Source organism: Thermofilum pendens Hrk 5 (assembly GCF_000015225.1).
GTDB lineage: Archaea > Thermoproteota > Thermoprotei > Thermofilales > Thermofilaceae > Thermofilum > Thermofilum pendens.
Window position 1 is genome coordinate 96017 of record NC_008698.1, and the last position, 22147, is coordinate 118163.

At 55.8% G+C, this 22147-nt stretch carries 22 protein-coding genes; 9 read left to right on the forward strand and 13 right to left on the reverse strand.

The annotated features are described in order from the left end of the window. Positions 1 to 18: 18 nt before the first annotated feature. Positions 19 to 921 (reverse strand): metal ABC transporter substrate-binding protein, encoded by a 903-nt coding sequence (locus tag TPEN_RS00600; protein ID WP_011751796.1) that lies wholly within the window; start codon positions 919 to 921, stop codon positions 19 to 21. A 158-nt stretch (positions 922 to 1079) separates the two neighbouring features. On the opposite strand from TPEN_RS00600, the gene TPEN_RS00605 reads away from it, so the two are divergent. From TPEN_RS00605 to TPEN_RS00615, 3 genes are read left to right on the forward strand one after another with little or no spacing between them, the layout of a single operon-like run. Next, positions 1080 to 1847 (forward strand): metal ABC transporter ATP-binding protein, encoded by a 768-nt coding sequence (locus TPEN_RS00605; protein ID WP_052884975.1) that lies wholly within the window; start codon positions 1080 to 1082, stop codon positions 1845 to 1847. Between the two features lie 13 nt (positions 1848 to 1860). Beyond that, entirely contained in the window at positions 1861 to 2661 is an 801-nt protein-coding gene (locus tag TPEN_RS00610; RefSeq protein WP_011751798.1) for a metal ABC transporter permease, read from the forward strand. After that, positions 2658 to 3050 (forward strand): CopG family ribbon-helix-helix protein, encoded by a 393-nt coding sequence (locus TPEN_RS00615; RefSeq protein WP_011751799.1) that lies wholly within the window; start codon positions 2658 to 2660, stop codon positions 3048 to 3050. The genes TPEN_RS00610 and TPEN_RS00615 overlap by 4 nt, the downstream gene beginning before the upstream one ends. Here the strand turns inward: TPEN_RS00615 and TPEN_RS00620 are convergent. The 3 genes from TPEN_RS00620 to TPEN_RS00630 are packed head-to-tail and all read right to left on the reverse strand — an operon-like array spanning position 3031 to position 5026. Then, positions 3031 to 3639, reverse strand: a complete 609-nt coding sequence (locus TPEN_RS00620) for a tRNA(Phe) 7-((3-amino-3-carboxypropyl)-4-demethylwyosine(37)-N(4))-methyltransferase (protein WP_011751800.1) — start codon at positions 3637 to 3639, stop codon at positions 3031 to 3033. The genes TPEN_RS00615 and TPEN_RS00620 overlap by 20 nt on opposite strands. Next, positions 3636 to 4364 carry a purine-nucleoside phosphorylase gene (locus tag TPEN_RS00625; protein ID WP_011751801.1) on the reverse strand — a complete coding sequence of 243 codons (729 nt, stop codon included), beginning with the start codon at positions 4362 to 4364 and terminating at the stop codon, positions 3636 to 3638. The genes TPEN_RS00620 and TPEN_RS00625 overlap by 4 nt, the downstream gene beginning before the upstream one ends. Further along, the gene (locus TPEN_RS00630; RefSeq protein ID WP_011751802.1) at positions 4364 to 5026 is read right to left on the reverse strand and encodes a metallophosphoesterase family protein; all 663 of its coding nucleotides are present in this window, start codon (positions 5024 to 5026) and stop codon (positions 4364 to 4366) included. Before TPEN_RS00630 ends, TPEN_RS00625 begins: the two co-directional genes overlap by 1 nt. A gap of 93 nt (positions 5027 to 5119) precedes the next feature. Between TPEN_RS00630 and TPEN_RS00635 the strand changes: the two genes are divergently transcribed. After that, a complete protein-coding gene (locus TPEN_RS00635; protein ID WP_011751803.1) occupies positions 5120 to 6619 on the forward strand; it encodes a gluzincin family metallopeptidase in 1500 nt (499 codons plus the stop codon). A 23-nt stretch (positions 6620 to 6642) separates the two neighbouring features. On the opposite strand, the gene TPEN_RS00640 is transcribed toward TPEN_RS00635, so the two are convergent. Next, positions 6643 to 6882 (reverse strand): ferredoxin, encoded by a 240-nt coding sequence (locus TPEN_RS00640; RefSeq protein WP_052884977.1) that lies wholly within the window; start codon positions 6880 to 6882, stop codon positions 6643 to 6645. A gap of 237 nt (positions 6883 to 7119) precedes the next feature. Between TPEN_RS00640 and ileS the strand changes: the two genes are divergently transcribed. Beyond that, the gene (gene ileS, locus TPEN_RS00645) at positions 7120 to 10308 is read left to right on the forward strand and encodes an isoleucine--tRNA ligase (RefSeq protein WP_011751805.1); all 3189 of its coding nucleotides are present in this window, start codon (positions 7120 to 7122) and stop codon (positions 10306 to 10308) included. On the opposite strand, the gene TPEN_RS00650 is transcribed toward ileS, so the two are convergent. Next, complete coding sequence (locus tag TPEN_RS00650) at positions 10295 to 11017, reverse strand: DUF72 domain-containing protein (RefSeq protein ID WP_011751806.1); 723 nt, start codon at positions 11015 to 11017, stop codon at positions 10295 to 10297. The two genes, ileS and TPEN_RS00650, sit on opposite strands and share 14 nt — an antisense overlap. Before the next feature lie 53 nt (positions 11018 to 11070). Between TPEN_RS00650 and TPEN_RS00655 the strand changes: the two genes are divergently transcribed. Both TPEN_RS00655 and TPEN_RS00660 read left to right on the forward strand, forming a co-directional pair. Further along, positions 11071 to 12804 carry an NEW3 domain-containing protein gene (locus TPEN_RS00655; protein ID WP_011751807.1) on the forward strand — a complete coding sequence of 578 codons (1734 nt, stop codon included), beginning with the start codon at positions 11071 to 11073 and terminating at the stop codon, positions 12802 to 12804. A gap of 4 nt (positions 12805 to 12808) precedes the next feature. Then, positions 12809 to 14020 carry a cytochrome c biogenesis CcdA family protein gene (locus TPEN_RS00660; protein ID WP_011751808.1) on the forward strand — a complete coding sequence of 404 codons (1212 nt, stop codon included), beginning with the start codon at positions 12809 to 12811 and terminating at the stop codon, positions 14018 to 14020. Here the strand turns inward: TPEN_RS00660 and TPEN_RS00665 are convergent. The 4 genes from TPEN_RS00665 to TPEN_RS00680 form a co-directional block, all read right to left on the reverse strand. After that, the gene (locus TPEN_RS00665; RefSeq protein ID WP_011751809.1) at positions 13997 to 14284 is read right to left on the reverse strand and encodes a hypothetical protein; all 288 of its coding nucleotides are present in this window, start codon (positions 14282 to 14284) and stop codon (positions 13997 to 13999) included. The genes TPEN_RS00660 and TPEN_RS00665 overlap by 24 nt on opposite strands. Beyond that, positions 14277 to 15833 (reverse strand): glycoside hydrolase family 57 protein, encoded by a 1557-nt coding sequence (locus tag TPEN_RS00670; RefSeq protein ID WP_011751810.1) that lies wholly within the window; start codon positions 15831 to 15833, stop codon positions 14277 to 14279. Before TPEN_RS00670 ends, TPEN_RS00665 begins: the two co-directional genes overlap by 8 nt. Positions 15834 to 15876: 43 nt before the next feature. Further along, positions 15877 to 16410 (reverse strand): inorganic diphosphatase, encoded by a 534-nt coding sequence (gene ppa, locus TPEN_RS00675; protein ID WP_011751811.1) that lies wholly within the window; start codon positions 16408 to 16410, stop codon positions 15877 to 15879. 113 nt (positions 16411 to 16523) lie between these two features. Beyond that, complete coding sequence (locus TPEN_RS00680) at positions 16524 to 18098, reverse strand: GTP-binding protein (RefSeq protein ID WP_011751812.1); 1575 nt, start codon at positions 18096 to 18098, stop codon at positions 16524 to 16526. A gap of 152 nt (positions 18099 to 18250) precedes the next feature. On the opposite strand from TPEN_RS00680, the gene TPEN_RS00685 reads away from it, so the two are divergent. Then, entirely contained in the window at positions 18251 to 19426 is a 1176-nt protein-coding gene (locus TPEN_RS00685) for a DUF72 domain-containing protein (protein WP_148677859.1), read from the forward strand. 6 nt (positions 19427 to 19432) lie between these two features. Here the strand turns inward: TPEN_RS00685 and TPEN_RS00690 are convergent, their stop codons facing one another. From TPEN_RS00690 to TPEN_RS00700, 3 genes are all read right to left on the reverse strand, one after another. Continuing rightward, on the reverse strand, positions 19433 to 20011 hold the full coding sequence (locus TPEN_RS00690) for a DUF429 domain-containing protein (protein WP_011751814.1): 579 nt from the start codon (positions 20009 to 20011) through the stop codon (positions 19433 to 19435). A gap of 47 nt (positions 20012 to 20058) precedes the next feature. Next, positions 20059 to 20574 (reverse strand): dCTP deaminase, encoded by a 516-nt coding sequence (dcd, locus tag TPEN_RS00695; protein WP_011751815.1) that lies wholly within the window; start codon positions 20572 to 20574, stop codon positions 20059 to 20061. A gap of 72 nt (positions 20575 to 20646) precedes the next feature. Then, on the reverse strand, positions 20647 to 21357 hold the full coding sequence (locus TPEN_RS00700; RefSeq protein WP_011751816.1) for an endonuclease III domain-containing protein: 711 nt from the start codon (positions 21355 to 21357) through the stop codon (positions 20647 to 20649). Positions 21358 to 21382: 25 nt separating this feature from the next. On the opposite strand from TPEN_RS00700, the gene TPEN_RS00705 reads away from it, so the two are divergent. Then, positions 21383 to 22138, forward strand: a complete 756-nt coding sequence (locus TPEN_RS00705) for a 5'/3'-nucleotidase SurE (protein WP_011751817.1) — start codon at positions 21383 to 21385, stop codon at positions 22136 to 22138. The last annotated feature ends 9 nt before the right edge of the window (positions 22139 to 22147 follow it).

Here is a 22147-nt window from a genome sequence, read left to right on the forward strand (position 1 = left end):
AAAAAAAGAGAATTCTCTCTAACCTTTTTGGAGAACTTTTTCGACCTCTTTAACGACGACCAGTATTTTCTCGTATGTACTCTCGGAGCTTATGGGGCTTGGAACGTAGAGAACCGGCTTGCCGTACTTAGACGCTAAATCTACGAGTGTTTTTCCGGCGCTGGTGGTCTCGAGCCCCTTGCTTATTACTACCACGTTGATCGCTCCTCGTGCCATGGCATCCTCAATGGTAGCTATGTCCTGCGGTGTTGCTGGGAGGTCTGCTTCTTTTATCAAGAGGTATGAGACATTGATGCCCATCCACTCCACAGAGTACTGCACCACCGGAGAGCTACCCACGGCGACTAGGTTTAGCCTGGGAGCGCTCCTCTCGATAGAGGTGATATTGGCTATTAAGCCCGAGGCCTTGGAGAGGTACGTCGACGCGCACTCAGGCCTGAGAGATGCCATTACGTGGGCTGTGTAGTTGATGTAAGCGATGTAGTTGTTGGGGTCGTAGATTGGCCAGTGGTAGTTGAGCGTGCCTGTAGAGGGGTTTACGAGTAGCTTTATCCCAGGAATCCGCGGGATTTCGATTAACCTGGATTTCAGCTCTCCTGTTTCGACCAGCTGTTTTATCTTCTGCTCGAAAGGAGCGTGCGCGGTGGACACAATCAGCGAGCCTTCCCGTATCCTCGCGACGTCGCTAGGAGTAAGCTGGTACTCGTGGGGGTCTACGCCCTGTGGTGTGACGGGTATTACTTCGTCGCCCTGACACAACAGGTACTCTATGTCTCCCTTAAGCGAGTAAAACGTTACTACGATCTTTAGGCCCCCGGCTCGCGGCGCCTGGGGAGAGAGACCAGGCGAGAGAAGAAGGTAGCCTATGCCCAGGGCTACTAGAACCACAACGGCCACTAACGCTAAGCTCCTCCTACTCATGCCGTCACCTCCCCACCTTTCTTTATGTGCACATAACGGTATACCTCCGCTTGGATAATAAGCTTTCTGTGCATACAACTACATATTCTCCCGTTGAATCGTGCACAAGCCAGTGATTTCAAGGAAAGTTTTTATAGGAGTGTGCACACAGAGATTTAGTGTGGCGAGACACTATGCACGCGCAAACAGTAGAGCTGAGAGGCGTAAGCTTTGCGTACAGCGACGGAGAACCCATACTCAATAACGAAAACCTCTTCCTGAGCGGTCCGGGGCTCGTAACGATACTTGGACCTAACGGTTCCGGTAAAACTACGCTCTTCAAGGTAGTCCTAGGTTTGCTCAAACCGTCCAGCGGAAGCGTCGTGATAAACGGAGAAGACGTAACGGGTAACCCTGTTAAAGCCGGAAAGTACGCATCCCTGGTACCTCAGCTCTCAGCTATCCGCAGAGACCTCCCGTTAACGGCCCACGAACTCGTGAACTTTGTGCTCAGAACCAGGGGTAGGTGCAAGGGTAGAGAGTGCGAGGCGAAAACCATGGAGGCACTTGAAGCTGTAGGCGCCGCCGGCATTGCTGATAAAAAGCTGAGCGAAATGAGCGGTGGTCAGCTACAAAGAGTGCTTCTCGCAAGAGCTCTAGCCACAGGCGCCGACATCCTGCTCCTCGACGAGCCCCTCTCCGGTATAGATCCCAGCGGTAGGGAGTACATCCTCGGAGAGATAGAGAAGATCTCGAAGAGAAAACTCGTCGTAATGACGACGCACGACCCTGTACTAACCCTGAACAAGAGCAAGACGATAGTTGTGTTTAACAGGGGTGTGAGAGCTGTGGGCTCTCCGGGCGACGTGTTCAAGCTGGACCTGCTGAGAAAAGCCTACGGGAGCAACGTGTTGCTCATTGAGAAGTGTCTACACGTAATCAGCTGAGGGGGTGAGCGCCATGTATATTGACCCGAGATGGCTTATAGTGATTCTTGGAAGCTCTGTCTCGTTCAGCGTGCTGAGCCCGGTGATACACGCCAGGCGCCTAAACTTCTTCGCGGCTACCCTTCCACACTCGTCGCTACTAGCCGTGTCTCTAGGCTACCTGCTCAGCTTCCTCCTCGGTTACTCGCCGACCCTGTGGGCTATACCTATCAGCGTCGCGCTTTCCTTCCTGCTAGTAGTGCTTATACATAGGGGTGTCAGCGAGGATAGCGCTACCTCCGCGTTCGTAAGCTTCTCTGTGTCCGCCAGCGTCGCCGCGATGTATTATATCCTCACGAAGTTCCCTTCAGAGGTCAGCCTATGGTCCTACATACTCGGAGACCCCCTACTCGTAACTTGGGAAGACGTGGCGGTAACGGTCGTGGTCACGGCGGTGGCAACTCTGAGCACACTACTCATATACATGAAGGAGGTCGTTATCGGGCTCGACAGGGACTTCTCCCAGTTGCTCGGAATAAACGTTAACCTGCACGACTACTTGGTGGTCTTCGTCTTGACGCTGGTTAGCATTAGCTTGCTGAAAGTTGTGGGGTTTGTCCTGGAGCATGTAGTCTTGCTCCTACCGGCGACGGTATCGGTACAGCTGGCTAAGAGCGCTAAGGAGTTCCTGGGCTACAGCCTACTAGTCTCCACGGTATCCGGGCTACTAGGGCTATTTACCTCGATATACGCGAACGTCGCGCCTTCAGCTATGTACGGCTTCGTGATGCTGGGACTCTACCTAGCCGTTCTCCTGAGGGGTGAGGCTCGTTGAGGGACAAGAGGAGGGTCGGCGTCTCGCTGGACGGCGACGTCTTCGAGGAGCTTGAAAGAGTGGCGAAGGCTTTCAACACGGACAGATCCCACATAGTCAACATGGCGGCGCGCGAATACCTGCTGGAGAAGTTCCACTACGCTAAGCCCCACAGCTGCGAAGGAGTGATGATTATAAGCTACGACCCGGCAAGGGGGCAGGAAGTAGCAGAGGCTATCGAGGAGAGCAAGTCGCTGGTAGTCAGCAGGAGCCACTTCCACACGGGTGACGGTTGCTGCCTGGAGATACTCTACCTTAAGGGAGATTCCGAGGAGATATGGTTGCTGGAGAAAAGGGTGAGCCACCTCTGCGACGTCTGCAGGTTTGTCCCTAGTCACAGGCTTCAGTGAACACCTTCCTCAGGACTCCCAGCCTGCTTTTTCCCCTCAAGAGGAACTCGTTAGCTGTTTCAAGGAGTATGGGTAGGCTTTCCCGCCTCACGACCTCTACCCCCTGGACGCGTATCGGGACCTCCAGACGCTCCATGGACATTATCTCGACCACCACCCTCCTGCCTAGCCCCTGAATCCCCGAATGCTTGAAGCCAGAGTTCCTGGCCCCCGCGAGGAGCTTCCTAGCAACCGAAAGATCCCTCGCGACGACGTGGAATATGGGCGGGTGTACGGACAGCCAAACGGATTCTTCTTGCAGCGAGTCGAGAACGCTTACCAGTTCCTGCAGGGATACTGTCCTGTGCCACTTTGCCACGACGACGAGCCTTCCCTTAGCGCCCGGGTGCTCGCCGCAAGATACCTGTATACGCCCGCTACAACTAGACGTCGTGTAACAGTTCTTGGTGTTGTTCACAAGCCTTAGCAAGTCGACTATGTCTTCGTCTACACGCCCCTCTTCAAGGTGCCTTTCGAACTGCTCCAACGCCTTTCTGCGCAGATACTCCCACGGGTCGCCGCCCGCCGAGCTACGCGCGTGGAAGCTCATACCTTCATCCTTCTGAGAGCCTCTAGCCCCGCCTCGACCATTTTCAACTCTAACTCCTCCCTCCCCTCTACGAGCTCGCTACCACTGAGCAGGTTGTCCACGACGAGAGCCATGGCTCCAACCTTCACCCCCCTCAGCCTGCCCAGAGCGAACAGCGTGGCTGACTCCATCTCCAGGAAGTCCACCCCCAAGCTGGCCCATCTCCGGGCGTTCTCTTCAACCTTGTGGAAAGCATCGTGCGAAAGAGCGATTCCCCTAACGAAGCTCAGCCCCTTCTCCCTCAGGACGCTCTCCAGCGTTAAGACTACCTCCGGCGTTGCATAAGCCGGCATGGACACCCCTCCGAAGTACTGATAGAGCGTGCCGCTATTCTCGTAGGCCGCCGCCTCGATCAAAGCTATCTTCCCGGATTCGGCGATGGGTGTGAGACCGCCGCACGTCCCTGCCCGGATCATGACTTTAGCTCCCAGCATGGCAAGCTCCTCAAATACGATGGCGGCCGACGGTGCGCCGATCCCGTGGGTAGCCAGAGTGACTCTCTCGCCTCTGTACTCCCCGGTTACGACGAGGTAGCCTCTATGCCTATTAACAACTGTTGCACCGTCTAGTAACGAGGATGCTGCTTCTACGCGTCCGGGGTCCCCGCATACGAGGATCTTCGGGGATACCTGCTCGGGAGACGCCTTTATGTGGTACACTTTTTTCGAAAGCGGGTGCCTGAACATCACGTAATGCTAACCTCTTCAAGCCTTAAACCGTTATCGTCGACGAGCAACACAGTGGGCTTAGCTTTGCGCCAGTACGGGAGCCCTCCCTTCCAGCTCGTCTTCCACGAGCCGAGGTTGACGAGCCTTTTTTCGCGGTCGATGCCGGGTATATGGGTGTGCCCCATTACAAGCCATTCATCGCCTAACCCCAGCACACGGCGGTGAGCTTCCTCCAGGTAGAGTTTCCTCCCGAGCCTTTCTGCTACAAAGTTCAGCAGAAAGGCAAGGACACCGCTCCCCACGAGTCTATCTCCGTGAATGACAATAAACTGGCGACCTCCTACTTGCACCTCTACGGCTCCGTTCGAGAAGAGCAACCTTTTGCCATCAATTATTTCCTCTAAGGGAGAGTCTAGTAGCGGGTCGTGTGAGCTACTGCTGAGGGAAGCGGCAAAGACTGCCGGCAAGCGTTCAACGTCGATGATCTTCGAGAACTCTTCTATTAAAAGGCGCCTAGAAGCTTTAAAGTGAAAATTATCGAAGAGGTCGCCAGCCACAAATAAGCACTCTGCTCCCTCCCTCTCAGCGATAGAAGCCAGGATCTCTAGTGCTCGGCACTTTCTCCCCCTCCTGCAGTGCGTATCGGATGCGAACAGAGCCTTCTCGCAACTAACGCGCATATGAAGAAGGTGTTGGGACGGAATATATCTTTATGCACAGGATGCGAAAACATAATTACCACTGTGCCCGGCTTTGAACTCTAGAGGATCTTCATGTTAAAGGAGAAGTTTCCCGGCGCGCTGTTAGCCCTAGTCGTTGTGGCTGTACTAGGTGTAGCCAGCTTAGCCTACGCCCAGCCGGGTAAGGGCAACCTGACGGTTTACATAGACGTCTTCGAAAACGGGAACGCCTCCGTGAAGATCGTCGTGTCGCCCGGAGACAAGGGCTTCGTGCAGCTCGCGTTGCCGCGCTTCGAGAAAGTCTACGCGTGCGGGGGGTCTGCTTCTGGGTACAGAGTTGTGAACTCTACTTCTGGTGCTTACTTCTACTTTAACTCGACGATATACTTCGCCGAAAAAGGCTCCTCCCTAGCGCTTTGCTACAACTTTCCCTACGCTGTGCTAATGTCCGGCTCGCGTGGCTGGTTCATGTCCCCGCTTCTCTGGAGCTCCGAGCCGGAAGTCGTTGTCTACGTGAAACTGCCGCTCGTGAAGAGAATTACGTACGAAAGCCCCAGCTCCGTGGGCGTTAGTGGGAACTACAGGGTTTACGTCCTCTCCCCCCTAGTAGAGCAGTACATCGGCAACAGGGTGGTAGTAGAGTACGATCTTCAGAGTTCTACGCCTGTAGACACAATCCTATACTCTTCTGGGGGCTCGACCATCACCGTTAAATTCCCGGTCTACTACAGGTCTATAGCTCTAAAGGTCAGAGACGTGGCCACCTCCGCGATCGCCGAGCTAAGCCTTATCGCGGGGCTTCGGCCTTCCAATGTTACGTTCGTCTTCTACCTCCCCGAGAGGAGTATGGGCGGGATAAGTGCCCTAGGTTTCGTTATGGGCGAGGATGTAAACGCGGGAGGCAAAGGACCCGTGAACCTGAACCTAGCATTAATCAGGTACGCGCCGGGCTACCTCGAAACCACGGTCATACACGAGCTTGTACACGTGTACCTAGGCGCAGCCGGGGTGGAAGCAAACGATAATACGAGGTGGTTCCATGAAGGCATGGCGCAGTACGTCTCAATACTCGTAGCGAAGAAACTGGGCGTCAACATTTCGGAATACGAAAGCGAGCTCAACGAGTCGGCGGCATCCTACTACAACTACACCGGTGGGAAGATAGGCTTTATAGAGAACTGGCCGAGCGACGCTGTAAAAGAGGGGGAAGCTTACCTGGCGAGCTACTACGTTGTGCACACGCTCGCAACGAAGTACGGCGGAGAGAACTTTGTTAAACGCGTCTTCGCGACTCTTCAAGGAAGACACATTACGACAACCAGGGAGATTGTGAACGTCTTAAGCCAAGCCGCAGGCACCAACCTCGCTCCTCTGTTCAGGGAGTGGGGGTTCAGGGACGTAGAGGACTGGACCCCCAGTAACGCAAAGACCCCGCCGAGCAACTCTACCAGTACACCGAGTTCCTCGAGCACCGGTAACTCCAGGTTCCTGATAGCGATGATAGCGCTTCTAGCAGTAATATTCATCGTAACCTACGTTGTTAACGCCGTCGTTGAGCGCGAACTCAGAATCGCGGAGCACGCGCCCGTATAAAAAAAGAAACTTTTCGCTAGCGTCTATTCTACTTTCTCTACGTGTATAATCGAGACGGGGCAAGCCTCTGCGGCGCTCTTCACGCAGTCCTCGAGCTCTCCCGGTACTAGCCCTTCCCCGAGGTTGTTCCCAACGCGGTACTTAGCAACGATGGAGCTCTTCCCGTCCTCCTCGTTCATCTCGAAAACTTCGGGGCAGAGGCTTACGCAGGCCATGTCGGATATGCACTGGTCCCTATCTATCGTGACCTTTAATTTTGCCATGCTTCTCGCCACTCATAAACCCTGTTAATGAATATAAAATTTTCGCGGAGTGCGTGCTTACATATGGAAATCGAGGTTCCAGGAAAAACGCCCGCAAAGCTTTATAAAATGGCGTTATCTACGGAGGTGGGGGTGGTGTTGACCCGCCAAATTGCTTAGCCCGAGCTAAGCACCTGTTTTTAGGTATCTACCCTAGTTGCGAAAAGGTTTTGAGTAATCGTTGTAGGGGGTGTCTGTATGGTTAAGGTGCGAAGCTTAGAGCAGAGGTTCGAGCCTAAAAAATACGAGGAAGAGGTGCTGAAGTTCTGGGATAGTGCAAAGGTGTACGACAAGGTAAGAGAGAGCCTCAAGAACTCTAAGAGGAAGTACTACTTCCTCGACGGGCCGCCCTACCCCTCGAGCAGCATTCCCCACGTAGGCACGCTTTGGAACAAAATCCTCAAGGACGCTATTATAAGGTTCCATAGGGCAAGCGGGTATAGCGTACACGACCAGCCTGGGTACGACTGCCACGGGCTTCCCATAGAGGTTCAAATCGAGCGAAAACTCGGGTTCAAGAGCAAGAAGGATATCGAAGAGTTCGGAGTTGAGAAGTTCGTAGAAGAGTGCAAGAGCTTTGCCTTGCAGAACGTGGAGGGGCTTAGCCGTAGCTTCAAGGACTTCGGAGTATCGATGGACTGGGATAAGCCGTACCTTACCATGACGGATGAATACATAGAGAGCGCGTGGTGGCTCGTGAAGAAAGCCGAGGAGAAGGGGTTGCTGGACTACGGGTTGAAGGTTGTGCACTGGTGCCCTAGGTGCGAGACTACGCTTGCCGACTACGAGGTTACCGAGTACAGGGATCTCGAAGATCCCTCTATCTACGTTAAGTTCCCCCTGAAGGACAACCCGAAGAAACACCTCTTGATCTGGACGACTACGCCTTGGACTCTCCCCGCGAACGTAGCTGTGATGGTAAACCCCGACCTCGAGTACTCCTGGGTCGACGTGGGCGGCGAAGAGGTCCTCGTAGCCACAGAGAGAGTGGAGGCCGTAATGAAGGAGGCCGGCATAGAGAGCTACAGAGTGACAGGGAAGGTTATGGGTAGAGAGCTCGAAGGGCTACGCTACGTTCACCCTCTGGAAGAAGAGGTGGACGTACAGAGAAAGCTTAAGGACGCTCATAGGGTGGTTCTGTCCAAAGAGTACGTCTCCGCCGCGGAGGGTACAGGGCTCGTACACATGGCGACGGGGCACGGCGAGGAAGACTACAAGGTCGGCGTGCAGTACGGTTTACCCGTCTTCTCCCTTGTAGACGACAAGGGCTTTATGGAGAGGGAGGCCGGGAAATACGCCGGGATCTACCACCGCGATGCTAACAAGCTCATAGTAGATGACCTCAGGAGTAAAGGCTTCCTCTTTCACGAGGGGAGGATAAAGCACAGGTACCCGGTTTGCTGGAGGTGTAAGACACCCCTCGTCCTCAGGGCTACCCGGCAGTGGTACATAAGGGTTACGCAACTGAAGGAGAGATTCCTAGAGGAGGCAGGCAACGTAGACTGGGTTCCCAAGTGGGCTGGGTATTCGAGGTTTAGGAACTGGCTCGAGGGGCTGCGGGACTGGATAATAAGTAGGCAGAGGTACTGGGGCACCCCGGCGCCCATATGGGTGTGTGGTAGCTGCGGTCACAGGGTGGTCGTTGGCTCTAAGGACGAACTGGAGCGTTTCGCCGGGAGGAAGCTCGAACTAAGAGATCTCCATAGACCGTGGGTGGACCAGGTTGTTTTGAAGTGCCCGAAGTGTGGAGGCGAAATGCGCAGGGTGCCCGACGTACTCGACGTGTGGCTCGACTCGGGGGTCGCGTTCTACGCGTCCCTTGGCTACCCGAAGAACGAGGAGAAGTTCAGAGAGCTCATGCCGGTAGACCTCATAATAGAGGGGCACGACCAGATCGCCGGGTGGTTCTTCTCCCTCCTGCGATGCGGGCTTATAGCTTTCGATAGGAGCCCCTACCTCCGGGTCCTAATGCACGGCTTCGCCCTGGACGAGCAGGGAAGGGAGATGCATAAATCGCTCGGGAACTACGTCGAGCCGCGGCAGGTCCTCGAGTACGAGTACGGGTCTAGGGATGTCTTCAGGTGGTTCGTGCTTAAGAACACTGTGTGGGAGGATCTGAGGTTCTCTTGGAGGGGGCTCGAGGAAACATACTCGGACCTCAACATACTCTGGAACGTGTACTACTTCGCGACCATGTACATGAGCCTGGACGGGTTCGACCCGGCCTTACACCGACTGGAGGACTACCTCGACCGCTTGAAGCCGGAGGACAGGTGGATACTGTCGAGGCTCGGGAAACTTGCGTCCACCGTTACGTCAAGCTTTAAGGAATTAAACGTCCACAAGGCTGCCCGGGACATCAGGAACTTCGTCGTGGAAGACTTGAGCCACTGGTACGTTAGGCTCGTTAGGCCCAGGGTGTGGCTCGAAGAAGACGTGGAGGAGAAGAAGCTGGCCTACGTGACTCTCTACCACGTACTCCTCAACCTGCTGGTGCTCGCATCACCCATACTGCCGTTCACGACCGAGAAGATATACCGCGACGCTTTCTACGGCGAGGGGCTCCCGGAGTCTATCCACATGTACTCCTGGCCCTCGGGTCTGGAGAGGTTCATCGACGAAAAGGTAGAGTCCGAGATGAGCGTTGCCAGGGAGATCGTCGAGGTAGCGCTCTCGCTGAGGATGAGGAAAGGGGTTAAGATAAGGCAACCTCTACCCGCGCTCTACGTGTTGACGGATTCGCCCGACGCTAAGAACGCGGTCGAAAAGCTGAGGCACATTATCTCCTCGCAGGTAAACGTCAAGGAGGTCAAGGTGCTGGAAAGCTCTAGGGTAAGGGACTACCGGAGGTACAAGCTTACTCCCGTGTACAGAGCCTTGGGGCCGGTCTTCAAGTCGGAGGCAGGCTTGGTCGCAGAGAAGATTTCATCGATGAGCGACCAGGCCTTCATCGAAGAACTGCTTCGCAACGGCTCCGCGGAGGTAGAGGTCAACGGGAAGAGGTACAGGGTTACCTCCGAGATGGTACAGGTAAGCGAGGAGTGGCTTGAGGGGTTCTTTGGTGACTCGTTCAGCCACGGGTTCGTGGTCCTGGATCTGAGGGCTAGCGAGAGGGAGCTTGCGGAGGGCTTTGCGCGGGACCTCCTCAGGAGAATCCAGTACATGAGAAAGGAGCTCTCCCTGCCCGTCAACGCCGAGATAGACGTATCGATATGGGTGCCTGCAGACATGAGAAAGTACGTCGAAGAGTACTCCGGCTTCCTGAAGAGCGAGGCGAGATGCAGGAACCTTGCACTGGCCGAAAGCGCGGAGGGGGTCGCCGGGGACTACAGGAGAGAGTGGGAGATAGGAGACTTCAAGGTAGTCATAGGCCTTAGAAGGGTTTAGGGAAGGAAACACCCCTCTCCAGAAGGATTTCTTTCAGCCTTAAACCGTCCCCCAGCATATCGTGGTCATTGTTGAAAAACACGTAGGCACGCTGAGGGTTGGCCGAGATTATCTTCTCCGCCACCTCGCGTAGCTCCTCGTCCAAGTAGCCGTAGTTGTACCATGCGAGCCTCCCATGCATCCTCACGTAGACAACTCCGCGTATGCATACAACCCCGTCCGGAGGTAACCCTTCAAAGAGGGGCGAATCGGGCGTCACGAAGAACACGCCCTTCTCCTCGAAGAACTCGTAGACCTCCTTTCTGAACCACGACTTATGCCTAGGCTCCACGGCTATCTTCTCAGCTAGGCTAGCGTAGGCCGCTACCCTGCTCGCAGCCTCAGGAGTGAACGCCATGCTGGGTGGCAACTGGAAGAGGTAGAAGTCTATCCTGTCTTCTATGGGCTCAAACAACTCCCTGAACTTGCTCCAGGTGGCGTGGGACTTCTCGTTTAGACGCCTTACGTGCGTGATGCTTCTGTGAACCTTTATAGACCACCTAAGGCCTTCGGACTCTTCAGCCCACTTCTCAACGGTTGTTCTCTTCGGGAAGCTGTAGAAGCTCATGTTGAGTTCTACAGCGTTAAATCCGCTCTGCGACGCATACCACGCGAGCCCGTCGGGGTTCCAGTCGTAGACCCAGCCAGAGCTACCCACGTAGAGCTCCATGGGAGTTCACATAACTAATAAGTACCTAGACCCTCAGATATACTTTGGTGTTCATGTCTAGGAGAAAGTTAGCCCTGGTCGCGCTCGTATCCCTAGCCTTCGTGCTAGCCGCATCTATTCCTTCGTATCCGCAGTCGAATGTATTCTTCTTTGGGAAGGTGGTCGACGAGAGCGGGGCGCCGGTAGGGCTTGCGGAGATAACGGTGTACAAGGGGAACTCCATAGTTACATTCACCAGAACCTCGCCTGACGGTAGCTTCAACCTCTACGTACCAGTGGGAAGCTACACGTTTCTGGTATACAAGAAGGGCTACGCGCCCATCTACATGACCCTCGAGGTAACCCCTGAGAAAGGGGGGAGCCTCGGCGTACTGGTTCTGAAGAAAGGAGTAACCGTAGTACCCGATGTAACGTCTGTTTATACTTCTCAGGGAGATACCGTCAGAATACCGGTAAAAGTGTTCAACAAGTGTCTCGACCCTGTTCTCGTAAGCTTCTCCATCGAGGTCCCCCAGGGCTGGAGAGCCTACTTCGTGGGACCAAACAACCTAGTAGCCTCCGATTTCTACATAGAAGCAGGTAGCAACAGGAGCCTGGTGTTCGTGGTAGAAGTGCCTCTAAACGCCAGCGAAAAGGAGAGCGTGAGAGTTTCCTTTACTTGGTTTAACCTCTCGGGACACGTTGACTTCACGTTTACGGTTAGGCAACGCGAGTGGAGGCTCTTAGAGCTACCTACCACATCGGTGAAAAGCTTTCCTGGAGGGCAACTGTCGATACCCATAAACGTGTCTACGCCGTTCAGCTACGAGGCTACCGTAACCCTCTCGGTGTTTGCGCCGAGCAACTTCATAGCCTCCTTGGTCGACGAGAACGGCTTGACTGTGCAGTCTGTAACGGTGAGGCCGGGGGAGAAGCGCAGGCTTCAACTAGTGATATACGTGCCGCCCACGGCGAGGATTTCTACGTACAGCTTAAGGGTAGTGGCGAGGTCCGGACCTCTTCAAAGCATCGTGAACCTCGACGTCATAGTAGAAAGCGCCTACGACCTCCTCAAGATAAGCCCAGGCGCGACGAGCATTAACGTGACCTCGGGTTCAACCGTTACCTTCAGGGTAGCCTTGAAGAACGAAGGCAACATGCCTACAGTCGCGTTGCTAAGGGTTCAGACGAGCTCTCCACTGCTCAGGGCGTACACCTCCGTATCGGGCGAGCCCGTGGCCTCACTCTACCTGGTGCCCGGAGAAGAGAAAGCCTTAGCCTTGATAGTAGAAGTTGACCCCTCCACGCCCTCCGGGATATACCTCGTATCCCTACGCGCGAACGGCACTACGAGTACTGCGGAGCAAAGCTTCCTGGTAAGAGTGACCGGCACAAGGAAGATCGTAATTTCCAACATAATCTTCCAGGTTACCGGCGCTCCAGGAATGACGACTACGTACAAGCTAGGGCTGGTGAACGCTGGGAACACCCCATTGAATAACGTTATGGTTCAAGTGGAGGCTCCGAGCGGCGGATTCGAAGTAACGGTGCATCCCTCCACACTGGCTTTACCGCCTAACTCCACCGCAAGCGTAGACATATCGATACTTATCCCCTCGAACGCTAGCGAGGGGTTCTACAACCTACCCATACACGTGGTGGCAGGCGACATCAGGCTGGACAGAGTTCTCGTGCTCGAAGTTAGGGGGGAACAAGGACTAGGCTTCACGTATATTGCAACCGGGCTCTTCCTCTTGAGTTTAACGGTGGTTTCCTACTCTAAGAGGCAGAGGAGAGCCAGGGGGTAGCCTGGTGGTTGACACATTAAAGCTTGCGCTACTCTTCGTACTGGGACTTCAAACAGCCTTCACCCCGTGCTACTTACCCGTGGTTCCCGTGTTTCTGGCGGTAATCAGCAGGCAAAAAGCCAAGAGGTGGCTTGCAAGCCTACTCTTCGCCACGGGTGTCGTGCTCAGCTTCGTCGTGTACGGCATTCTCATAGGGCTGGGAGGGGGTGTCGTGAGGTACATTTTTGCGCTTCTCCCACAACAACTGATCAGCACAGCCCTAGGACTGATCCTCATATCAATCGGAGTCGCCCTCCTCACACCGCTACGTGAAGTATTCTCGTACATACCCTCCGCTACGCCCTCAAGGAAGGTCTCAGGGTACCTCGGCTCCTTCATGTTCGGCTTCATGTTCAGCCTCGCAGCCGCCCCGTGCGCCGCCGCAGTCATGATAGCCGCCCTCTCCCAGGCCCTGCTAGGCTCCTTTACCGACAGCCTCCAACCAGTACTCTACATGGTGGTCTACGGAGCCGGTACCGGGCTACCTTTCCTGGCAATAGGAGCGCTGGGGGGAGCTCTACGGTTCAGAGGGGGCGCCGGCTTCCTGGTAAGGCGCGCCGAGGAAGCCACAGGGCTGTTGCTGGTAGTCACGGGAAGCGCCTCGATACTCACCATCGAGCATTTTGAGGTGGTAGTCTTCGAGGTTGCCAAGGAAATGTACCCCGCTGTGCTCTCGTTCCTAGGGCTCGCCGGGGTATACTACTCGTACGTTTCGTTCAGAGCTGGAGCTTACCTAGAGTCGCCCCACCCGATACTTATCGGAGCAGGGCTCACGCTTCTCTCCGCGTCGCTACTAGCGTCCTGGACCGTGCCGTCCGCCGGCAACATCGCAACCCTTGTAGGCCTCGTCGGGAGAGCCCTTGTCCTGCTAGGAGCCCTGTCTATAACCCTTAAGGGCGTCCTCGCCGGGCTCATCCCGGTGCCCCCCTACCTTCAGGCCGCACTAGACGCCCTGCTGGCTGTAGCCTTCCTGGCATCGCCTAGAGGTGACAGGAACATGAGGCTGGCATCCCTTTTCTTCCTCTCGCTGTTCCTCCTGGACCTACCGGTAAACCTCCCCTGGGATCTCTCCCCATTCTTCGTAGTCTTCTCGGTACTCAGCGGTTTATCGATTATACTGTCCGGTTTGAGGACGGCGAGAGTCCTCAGTGTGTTAAGCCTTTACGAGAGGCTCTAGCAGGTGCTGAAGAAACGGGCTCTGCTTGTTTAACCTGTAAAGCCTTGGGTTTTCGTCTACGATCTCCAATACACCCATTGAAACCATCCTCTCCAGCACCCTTGCAACGTGGCTGAGCGCCGTCTCCTTCTCGACCCTGTACTTCGTGAAGGCTTCGTCCGGGTTTTCCAGGAATAGCGATAAAACCCTAAAGAAGGCTCTGCACTCGGGTGCTAGGCTCTCGAGCTCCCTGAGTAGCTTCGCCAGCCTTATGTACTCAGCCAAAGATCTCAGCCCTTCTCCGCTCGATTACCTCTAAGATCCTGGAGCGAACCTCCTCCGATCCTCCCGTCCCGACGCGCCTAAGTCTTTCCGCGAGTTCGTGGTCCCCCACTATGTACTCGACCCAGCTCGCAAAGTCGCCTCTCTCCTGGTGGAACAGGACGCTCTCCAGCGGGACCTCTCTGAGGGCGTTTATAAACGAGAACATGTTCCAAGCGTACCTGCCCAGCGGCTGCCCCGGCGCCCTGTAGAAAGCGAAGACTTTCTCGCGTGGGACATCCTTCATCCAGGCATACCTTAACCGCGCGGTCTCGTCGCTCTCAAGCCTCAGTAGGGTCCTGGTCTCGAGGTCCCCGAGAGCCTCCGAGAAGAACATGTAGGCTTCAAAGGGGCTCCCGTAGGGGCTGAAGTAGGAATGCACGTCCCCGGGTCCTCCACCCTTGGTGGACATGTAGTAGTAGTGATCGCTTATCGACAGCAGTTTCCACAGCCTCTCGAGTCCGCGGTCCCGGACAGCCTTTATTTGCAACCAAAGGTCCTTCATCCTCGTAAAAGCGTTGTTCTGCATGAAGTTCCCGATCCACGCTGAGAGGTCCCTCTCAAGATCCGCCCAGGAGATAGTCGACTCCACCGGTACGTCCACCTCGTCCCTGGGGGTTAGCCTCTCGGCAACCTCGCTCGGCGTGGACGTCACGAGGTTCCCCCACTTTAGAATCTCTCCTGGAAGCCACCTGAGGAACTCGAAGATCCCCGTCTCCGCCGGGAAGTGCTCGCCGAAGGTTTCGTAGTCGATGGCTACCAGGATGACCTCGCCCGGGGTCGCGGAGAGCCACGCCGAGTACTTGTCCGCCGTGAGGGGGTACTCGCTCCACCATCGAGCCCCGAAGCGGAAACCTATGTCGTCGGAGAGGCGGTAGTTCCTCATCAGCACGCGTATGTTGCACCCTTTAGCCTTGTAGAGGTAGTTGGGGCTCCTCCACCCGAGAACCCTCTCAACACCCTCGGTTAGGATTACCTTGTAGCCCAGCTTGTCGAAGAGGCACGCGAGGTAGTTGTTGTACGTGAACTCGGTGTTCTCCACAGCGGTGGGCTCGACGCCCAAGTGTTTCCGCAAAGCCTCCCTATGCTCCCTTACCTGCTCCAGAAGCTCCTCCTCAGCGAAGAGAAAGGCCAGGCTGTGGTAGTACGTTTGATCGAGGAACTCGACCATGCCAGTCTTAGCGAGGGACCTAAAGCTCTCTATAACCTCCGGGTACCATTTCTCCGCCTGTTCCAACAGTACTCCCGATAGGCTGTATGACACCTTGAACGGTTTACCCGAGTCCTTGAAGAACTCCACCATATCTCTTATGACGTTGTTCGCCGGTAAGTAGCACCTCTTGGAGACTCTCTCGAATATCCTTCTGTTAAGCTCGTCGTCGAAGTAAACCCTTTCCAGGTCCTCGGCGGTTATCTTCCCTTTCCTCGCCGTAAGCTCTGAGAGGGTGCCTCGGATGTTCCTGCTGAGCCTGTAGGGCTGGTGAACCTCGAACATGAATACTACGTGCTTCAATACATGCGCACCGAGAAAAATAGGTTAAACGGCGTTATAGGCGTTACGCGTGCGACTTAGACTTGAACCTCTCGACAGCCCTCCTGATAGACTCTTCGGCGGCGAACCTACCCTTCCACTCCTTGACTTTGACCCATTTACCTTTCTCGAGCTCCTTGTAGTGCTCGAAGAAGTGCTTTATCCTGTCCTTCACCGCGTCGTCTATGTCGTCGACGTCCTTGACCCCGGAGAACCTGTTGTCTATCTTCTCGTGGGGCACTGCGACAACCTTGCTGTCGGGGCCGTTCTCGTCCTCCATTTCCAGCAGGGCTACGGGCCTCGCCCTGACGACGCTACCCGGTACGAATGGGTCGTGGCTTAGCAGGACTACGTCCACAGGGTCTCCGTCTTCCTCGAGGGTCCCGGGGATAAAGCCGTAGTTGAACGGGAAGACCATGCTCGTAAAGAGAACTCTGTCCACGAATACCATCCCCGACTCTTTATCAATCTCGTACTTCACGTTGCTACCCATGGGGATTTCGATGACAACGTAGATGTCTTCCGGAGGGTTCTTACCTGGGGGGATGTCTATGCCCAATGCGTCTCACCGAGTAAGGGTTATGCCGACACGGTTAAAAAGCGTTACCGCGTGCCGCTGAGAACTCCCAATGAGCGCGTCGAAAGCTTGTTGGTAATTTTTGTCGCGGAAGTCTAGGAGTGGTATGCACTCGTCACCGTTCCGATGGCCCTCGTTCTCGAATCCCTCAATATTATCCTTGTACCCGGCTCTATGTACCAGGGGTGGTTCAGGAACCTCAGTCTCACGCTTCCGGAGTCGCCTGTCCTCATGGGCTCGCGGCTCATATAGGTGAACTTTACGGGGCTCCTGATGGAGTGCGCGTGGAGAACCGTTTGATAGCCTGTACGTATAGTTGTGGGGTGCCTCAGAACCACTATGTGGGCTGCAACCTCCCAGACTGCCTCTAGAGGCTTACTGGACACGACCAGGCCTTTCTCGAGCTCGTCGAAGTCTACCCCCGCGAGCGCGAGCGTAGCTTCTTCCCCCGCGCGAGCAGAGGATGCGACAACCCTGTTTATGTGGATTGACTTCACGCGCACCCTCCTCCAGCTGGCGTCGCGCAACGGCCCCAGGTAGACATCCTCTCCCTCGCGGATCACTCCACGCTCGATAGACACCGCGACTACCGGCCCTACGCCCTTAACGTCGTATGTCTCGCTCACGTAGGCGAGCAGAGGCTTGTCTACGTTCTCGGCCCACCTCTTCCTGGGCGGGAGCAAGTTCAGGAACTCTGTCAGCAACTCTAAGCCCTCCCCGGTGGTGTTCGAGACGAGGAAAACCGGCACTACGCGCCCGCTCGGCATAAGCTCAACAATCCTGTACACTTCGCTGAGAGACTTCACGAGGACGGGTTTCCTGTCAACCCTTCGAAGAGTCTCCACAGTGTCTATTAGCGTCGCCTCCAGGACGCTCTTGTCCACGAGGTCCACCTTAGTTACAACCGCGAACACCGGGATCCTGAGCGCAAGGCTTACTCCGAGGTGCTCTCTGCCCATCACCTGTAGCCCGGAGTTCGCGGCTACGACGAGCATGACGTAGTCGGGTAGGCGGGACATGACCCCTCTAAGGGCGGTCCTCAGATACCTCTCGTGCCCCCCGACGTCCACGAAGTACACGATCTTCTTCGACGCCAAGTATATCTGGGCCTCGTCGAGGGGGTTCGGCAGGTTCCAGTTCACAGGCTTGCCCTCCATGTCGAAGCCGAGAAGCCTTACGACGACAGAGGATGTTCTCCCGGTGATTATCTCGTGAGAGTACCTGGCAACCCTCCTCATGCCCCTACCTCTCCCATCGTCCAGCTCGCCTGTGCAGAGAGTACCAACGGTGGTGCTCTTCCCAGCGTCCACGTTACCCATAACCGCGATCGTTACCTGTACGGGTGGCGACTCCTCGCGGCTAACCCTCACGAGTACCCTCAAAACGCTTCTTCCCTGGAACTCTGCGCGCTCCAGAACACGCGTAGCAGCCCCGATGCTCTCCGCCACCCGCCGCAGCGTGTCAAGGGTCTCCCTCTCTCCCTCGGGGTCCAGCCCCACCGGCGTACCGTCGTCTCCAACTCCAAGCACGTAGATAGCCTCTCCTCCACCCTCGAAGAGCCTGTACTTCATCTGAGTAGCTAGACGTTCACACCTCTCATCGTCGCCAGATAACCTAGACTTGTATTCAACAGGCCCCTCTTCTCTTTCTCGCGACAGCCTGAACGCCATTCCCGCCACGAGCCCTCTCTTCGGTTAATCTCCGCGCATAGAGCTTAATTAGCGTTGCGCATAGCCCCTCGTGAAAGCCAGGGGATGCTTGAAGACCCATCGACGTTGACCGGGCTGAAAAGTTAAAGCGAGGGTCTGAGCGTCTTCTTTTAGTGGGGGCTGGTTTGCTGTTCCCAAGGATATACATAGGGACGTCTGGATGGGATTACGACGACTGGCTCGACGTGTTTTATGAGAGCGAAAGGGGAATGTTCACATACTATGCGAGGTTCTTTAACACCGTCGAGATAAACTCCTCTTTCTACAGCTTGCTCGGCGAGAAGTTCTACAAGGGACTTGCGGAGGCGGCTCCGGAGGGCTTCGTATTCTCGCTGAAGATGTACCAGGGAATAACCCACAAGAGGCTCCTCAACCCGAGGCTCGTCGAGAAGGAACTCGACTTCTTCCTTAAGTCCATAGAGCCCCTTAGGGCTGCCGGGAAGCTCGGGGCAGTGCTGATACAGATGCCTCCGAGAAGCCGGCGGGAAATACCCTGGTTCAACGAGTTCCTGGACATGCTTCCCAGCAACGTTCGCTTCGCCGTGGAGTTTAGGGATGAGAGCTGGCTCTCGGAAGACATCTTCAAGAGGCTTGCCGACAGGAATATCGCGTACACCGTTGTCGACGAGCCGCTACTCCCGCCCGTCGTCAGGATAACGGCGGACTTCGGGTACTTCAGGTGGCACGGAAGGGGGGAAAGACCCTGGTACTACTACCACTACTCGCTGGAAGAGTTGAAAGGCTGGGCTTCGAAGATCTCAGAGGTCATTGGAGAGGTCAAAATGCTACTGGGCTACTTCAATAACCACTTCCGCGGCTTCGCCCCGCATAATGCTCTCCAAATGGTCGTGTTGCTGGGTATTGCGAACAAGAGGCAACGGGAGAAGCTCGAAGAGATGGAGAAGTACTTCGCGTCGGCGCCACGGAAATACGAGAGGGAGCTCCAGGAGGCACTCTCCTCCGGTGATCTCGACAAGGCGCTTAGACTGCTTGCCGGCGAGAGGCGCTTCGAGAGGGCTACCGGGATAAGCGACTCAGAGGTGAAGTATACGCTTCAGGGAGGAGTTCTAAGGGGCACAGTTAAACAGTACTTCGTGGGGGTTGACCCCGGCGGCAGGAGGATCGTCCACGACTGCGAAGACTGGAGGAAATCCCTCGAAACAAAGAGACTCTGCAAGCACATCGTGAAGCTCTTCCAGGTTTTGCCGAGGGAATACTCACTGAACGTCCTCAGAGACTTCGCGGAGAACATGGACGAGTGGACCTTCGAGTACGGGAGAAGCATTTAGAAAAGCCTAAGCGCGTCGGCTGGGGCGCAGGGTGGGGCTAGGGAGGATGAGCCGGCAGTCCTCGGAGGACACGAGTATGTACTCGCCGACGGCGTAGGCGTACGACGTGAAAGCCGCAGTAATAGCGTCGAGAATGTCTCCCTGTAAAGTCTCCTCGAACTTAACCCCGAGGCTTCTAAGGCCCTCCAGCAAGCCCTTCTTGTTCCTGGACTTCCTGGGAATCCCTAGTAGGTCCTGGCTCCCCCCGGGGTATACCTCGATTACTTCGAAGCCCCTCTCCTCGAGAGCCTCCTTCAGCTTGATACCCCTCGACGTCAGCTCGAGCATCCCGGAGAAAACCGGAGAGAAGACCTTTACCCCCAGCCTTAACAGGGCCTTGTCGCACCCCCGGAGGCGCCCACCCTTCGGGAAGGAGAGAGGAGCATCTATGCCTACCACCCTGGGAGAGTACTCCTCCGCCAGAGCTACGAGTTCGTCATCCCCGGAGAAGAAGCCCGCCTTACACGAAAGGTCTTCGTAGAGCAGAGCGTAAGCCGACTTTCTGCGCCTCGAAGCCGAGAGGTCTACACCGAGGTACACGTCCACGGGTACACGTGTAGGAGGGGCGTTAAGGCTTTTTCGATTTAGGGCGGTCAGCGCGGAAGGGTAACCCCCCTCTGGCGCTGGTACTTTCCCTTGTACGGCACGGGTTCGCCCTCAAGCCTGTAGAATGCGACGTGTGCGAACCGCTGACCCTTCCTCAGGACTATCGGGAAAGCCCCGCCGTGGATCTCTATGGTTATTTGGCCCTCGAAGCCAGCGTCTATGAGCGTTGGCGGTATCGATACGCCGAGCCTCGCGAAGGTGCTTCTAACCCCTATAATTGCGGCTACGTCTACCGGCATCTTGATGTACTCTAGGGTTGTCACTAGCACCTTCATGTACGGCTGGAGAACAAAGCTGTCCGTCTTGAACACCCTGTAGTACTGGGACAGATCTACCTCTCTCAGCCTCTCAGGGTCCAGGGGCTCCGGGTTGTTCAGGAGGACGGCGACCTCCTCCCCGATCCTCAGGTCGACGCCATTCTCGCGCACGATTTCGTCGCTAAAGGGCTCGATGACGAGCTTCCCTTCGTTTATGAGCCTCCGGATCTCGGCGCCGGAGAGCATCCTGCAACCCCGAACCACATAGCCGCATACATGCTTTAAGTTGATATCCTGGAAAATGCGCCACCGAGCCTCTCAGCTATGTGGAGCGCGGCTAGTCCTGTAGTAGCAGCACAGGTCCGAGAGGGGGCACTCATCGCATAGCGGGTTTTTCGCCCTGCAGAGGGTTCGACCCAGCTTTATCAGGTAGAGGTGCGCGTCTAGGCGTGCCTCTTCTCTGAAGAAGCCGTGGAGGCTTTTTTGCATAGCCCTGTAGCTACCAGGGCGTGCCAAGCCGAGCCTTACGGAGACTCTCCTCACGTGAGTGTCTATCGGGAGCACGGGGTAGCCGTAGTTCGCGAGGAGAACGTCGATCGTCTTGTCGCCAATGCCTTCGATCTGTTTAAGCTCCCGGATAACCTCCTCGACACCCCTAGATAGAAGCTTACCGATGTCGCATCCATACTTCTCGTAAAGCAGAGAGGCAACCTGCTTTATCGCCTTGGCTTTCTGCTCTTGCAACCCTGCCGGCCGTATAGCCTCGGCGAGCTCGCTTAGCCCTGCTTTCCTGATCTTTTCGCACTCAACTCCGACCCTCTCCTCGAGGGAGGCGAAAGCCTTCAAGGTGTTATTCTCGTTCGTGTTCTGGGAGATTATCGTTGCCACGAGAACCCCGAAGAAGTCCCCCCTCCTCGCAACGTCAAGCGCCACGAACTCCCCCCTCCCCAAGGAGAAGGCCCCCTTCAGGCGTGCGAGTATCTCGTCGCCGAGCTCGTAGCCCCTAGGCTCGTGGAGGCAAGAGTTCATATTGCACCAGGGTGTTTGTTTCCCGATGAGGATACTAGTAGTTAACGATGACGGAGTAGGAGACGGGTTGCTGGCACTCGCCCGTGTAGCCGAGAGGCTTGGACACAGTGTCTTCCTGGCGACAACACACGACCAGCGGAGCGGGTACTCCAAGTCTGTCTCGTTCAAGGCCACGTATACCCCCGCAAAGATCGGCGGGTACGAGGGCATAGTGACGAATTCTTCTCCCGCGAGCGCAGTTCTCCTAGCGTTCAAAGTATTCGGCAAGGAGTTTGACTTCGTACTCAGCGGTGTAAACATGGGCCCAAACCTAGGCTTGTGGGACATCCTCTCCTCCGGAACCGTCGGGGCTGTCTTGGAGGCTGCGCTTCACGGAGTACCGGGCGCCGCGGTGTCCCTGGTTGCTGGGAGTCACGAGGAATACAGTTCTTTGACCTACGAGGACTACGAGAGGGCAGCAAGGCTGGCGGTCGACCTGCTGGAACGCCTGGAGTGGAGGCCTCCCTGCGAAGTTCTGAACATAAATGTCCCGCTACGTACCAACGGCTCAGTGAAGTTCACCCTTCCGGAGAGAGTCCCCCCGAGAGACCTTTACAGGTGCTCGGGCAACGAGTGCAGAATGGGCTACTGGACCCTCCAAGAATCCTACGTGTGCAGCAACCCTCGTAGCGACGTGTGCGCAATAAAAGAGGGGTTCGTTTCAGTAACACCCTTATCCCCTGGTAGCCTTGCCCGCGAGGACTTAGTGAAAAAGCTTACGCGCAGTACAAGCCTGGGTTAACGATTTATA

Coding starts and splice junctions, on each gene's coding strand:
- TPEN_RS00680 (WP_011751812.1), bottom strand. CDS start 18,098: ATGGCGTTCAGGCTGTCGCGAGAAAGAGAAGAGGGGCCTGTTGAATAC.
- ileS (WP_011751805.1), top strand. CDS start 7,120: ATGGTTAAGGTGCGAAGCTTAGAGCAGAGGTTCGAGCCTAAAAAATAC.
- TPEN_RS00635 (WP_011751803.1), top strand. CDS start 5,120: ATGTTAAAGGAGAAGTTTCCCGGCGCGCTGTTAGCCCTAGTCGTTGTG.
- TPEN_RS00600 (WP_011751796.1), bottom strand. CDS start 921: ATGAGTAGGAGGAGCTTAGCGTTAGTGGCCGTTGTGGTTCTAGTAGCC.
- TPEN_RS00700 (WP_011751816.1), bottom strand. CDS start 21,357: ATGAACTCTTGCCTCCACGAGCCTAGGGGCTACGAGCTCGGCGACGAG.
- TPEN_RS00620 (WP_011751800.1), bottom strand. CDS start 3,639: ATGAGCTTCCACGCGCGTAGCTCGGCGGGCGGCGACCCGTGGGAGTAT.
- TPEN_RS00625 (WP_011751801.1), bottom strand. CDS start 4,364: ATGTTCAGGCACCCGCTTTCGAAAAAAGTGTACCACATAAAGGCGTCT.
- TPEN_RS00630 (WP_011751802.1), bottom strand. CDS start 5,026: ATGCGCGTTAGTTGCGAGAAGGCTCTGTTCGCATCCGATACGCACTGC.
- TPEN_RS00655 (WP_011751807.1), top strand. CDS start 11,071: ATGTCTAGGAGAAAGTTAGCCCTGGTCGCGCTCGTATCCCTAGCCTTC.
- TPEN_RS00650 (WP_011751806.1), bottom strand. CDS start 11,017: ATGGAGCTCTACGTGGGTAGCTCTGGCTGGGTCTACGACTGGAACCCC.
- TPEN_RS00610 (WP_011751798.1), top strand. CDS start 1,861: ATGTATATTGACCCGAGATGGCTTATAGTGATTCTTGGAAGCTCTGTC.
- dcd (WP_011751815.1), bottom strand. CDS start 20,574: ATGCTCTCCGGCGCCGAGATCCGGAGGCTCATAAACGAAGGGAAGCTC.
- TPEN_RS00705 (WP_011751817.1), top strand. CDS start 21,383: ATGAGGATACTAGTAGTTAACGATGACGGAGTAGGAGACGGGTTGCTG.
- TPEN_RS00640 (WP_052884977.1), bottom strand. CDS start 6,882: ATGGCAAAATTAAAGGTCACGATAGATAGGGACCAGTGCATATCCGAC.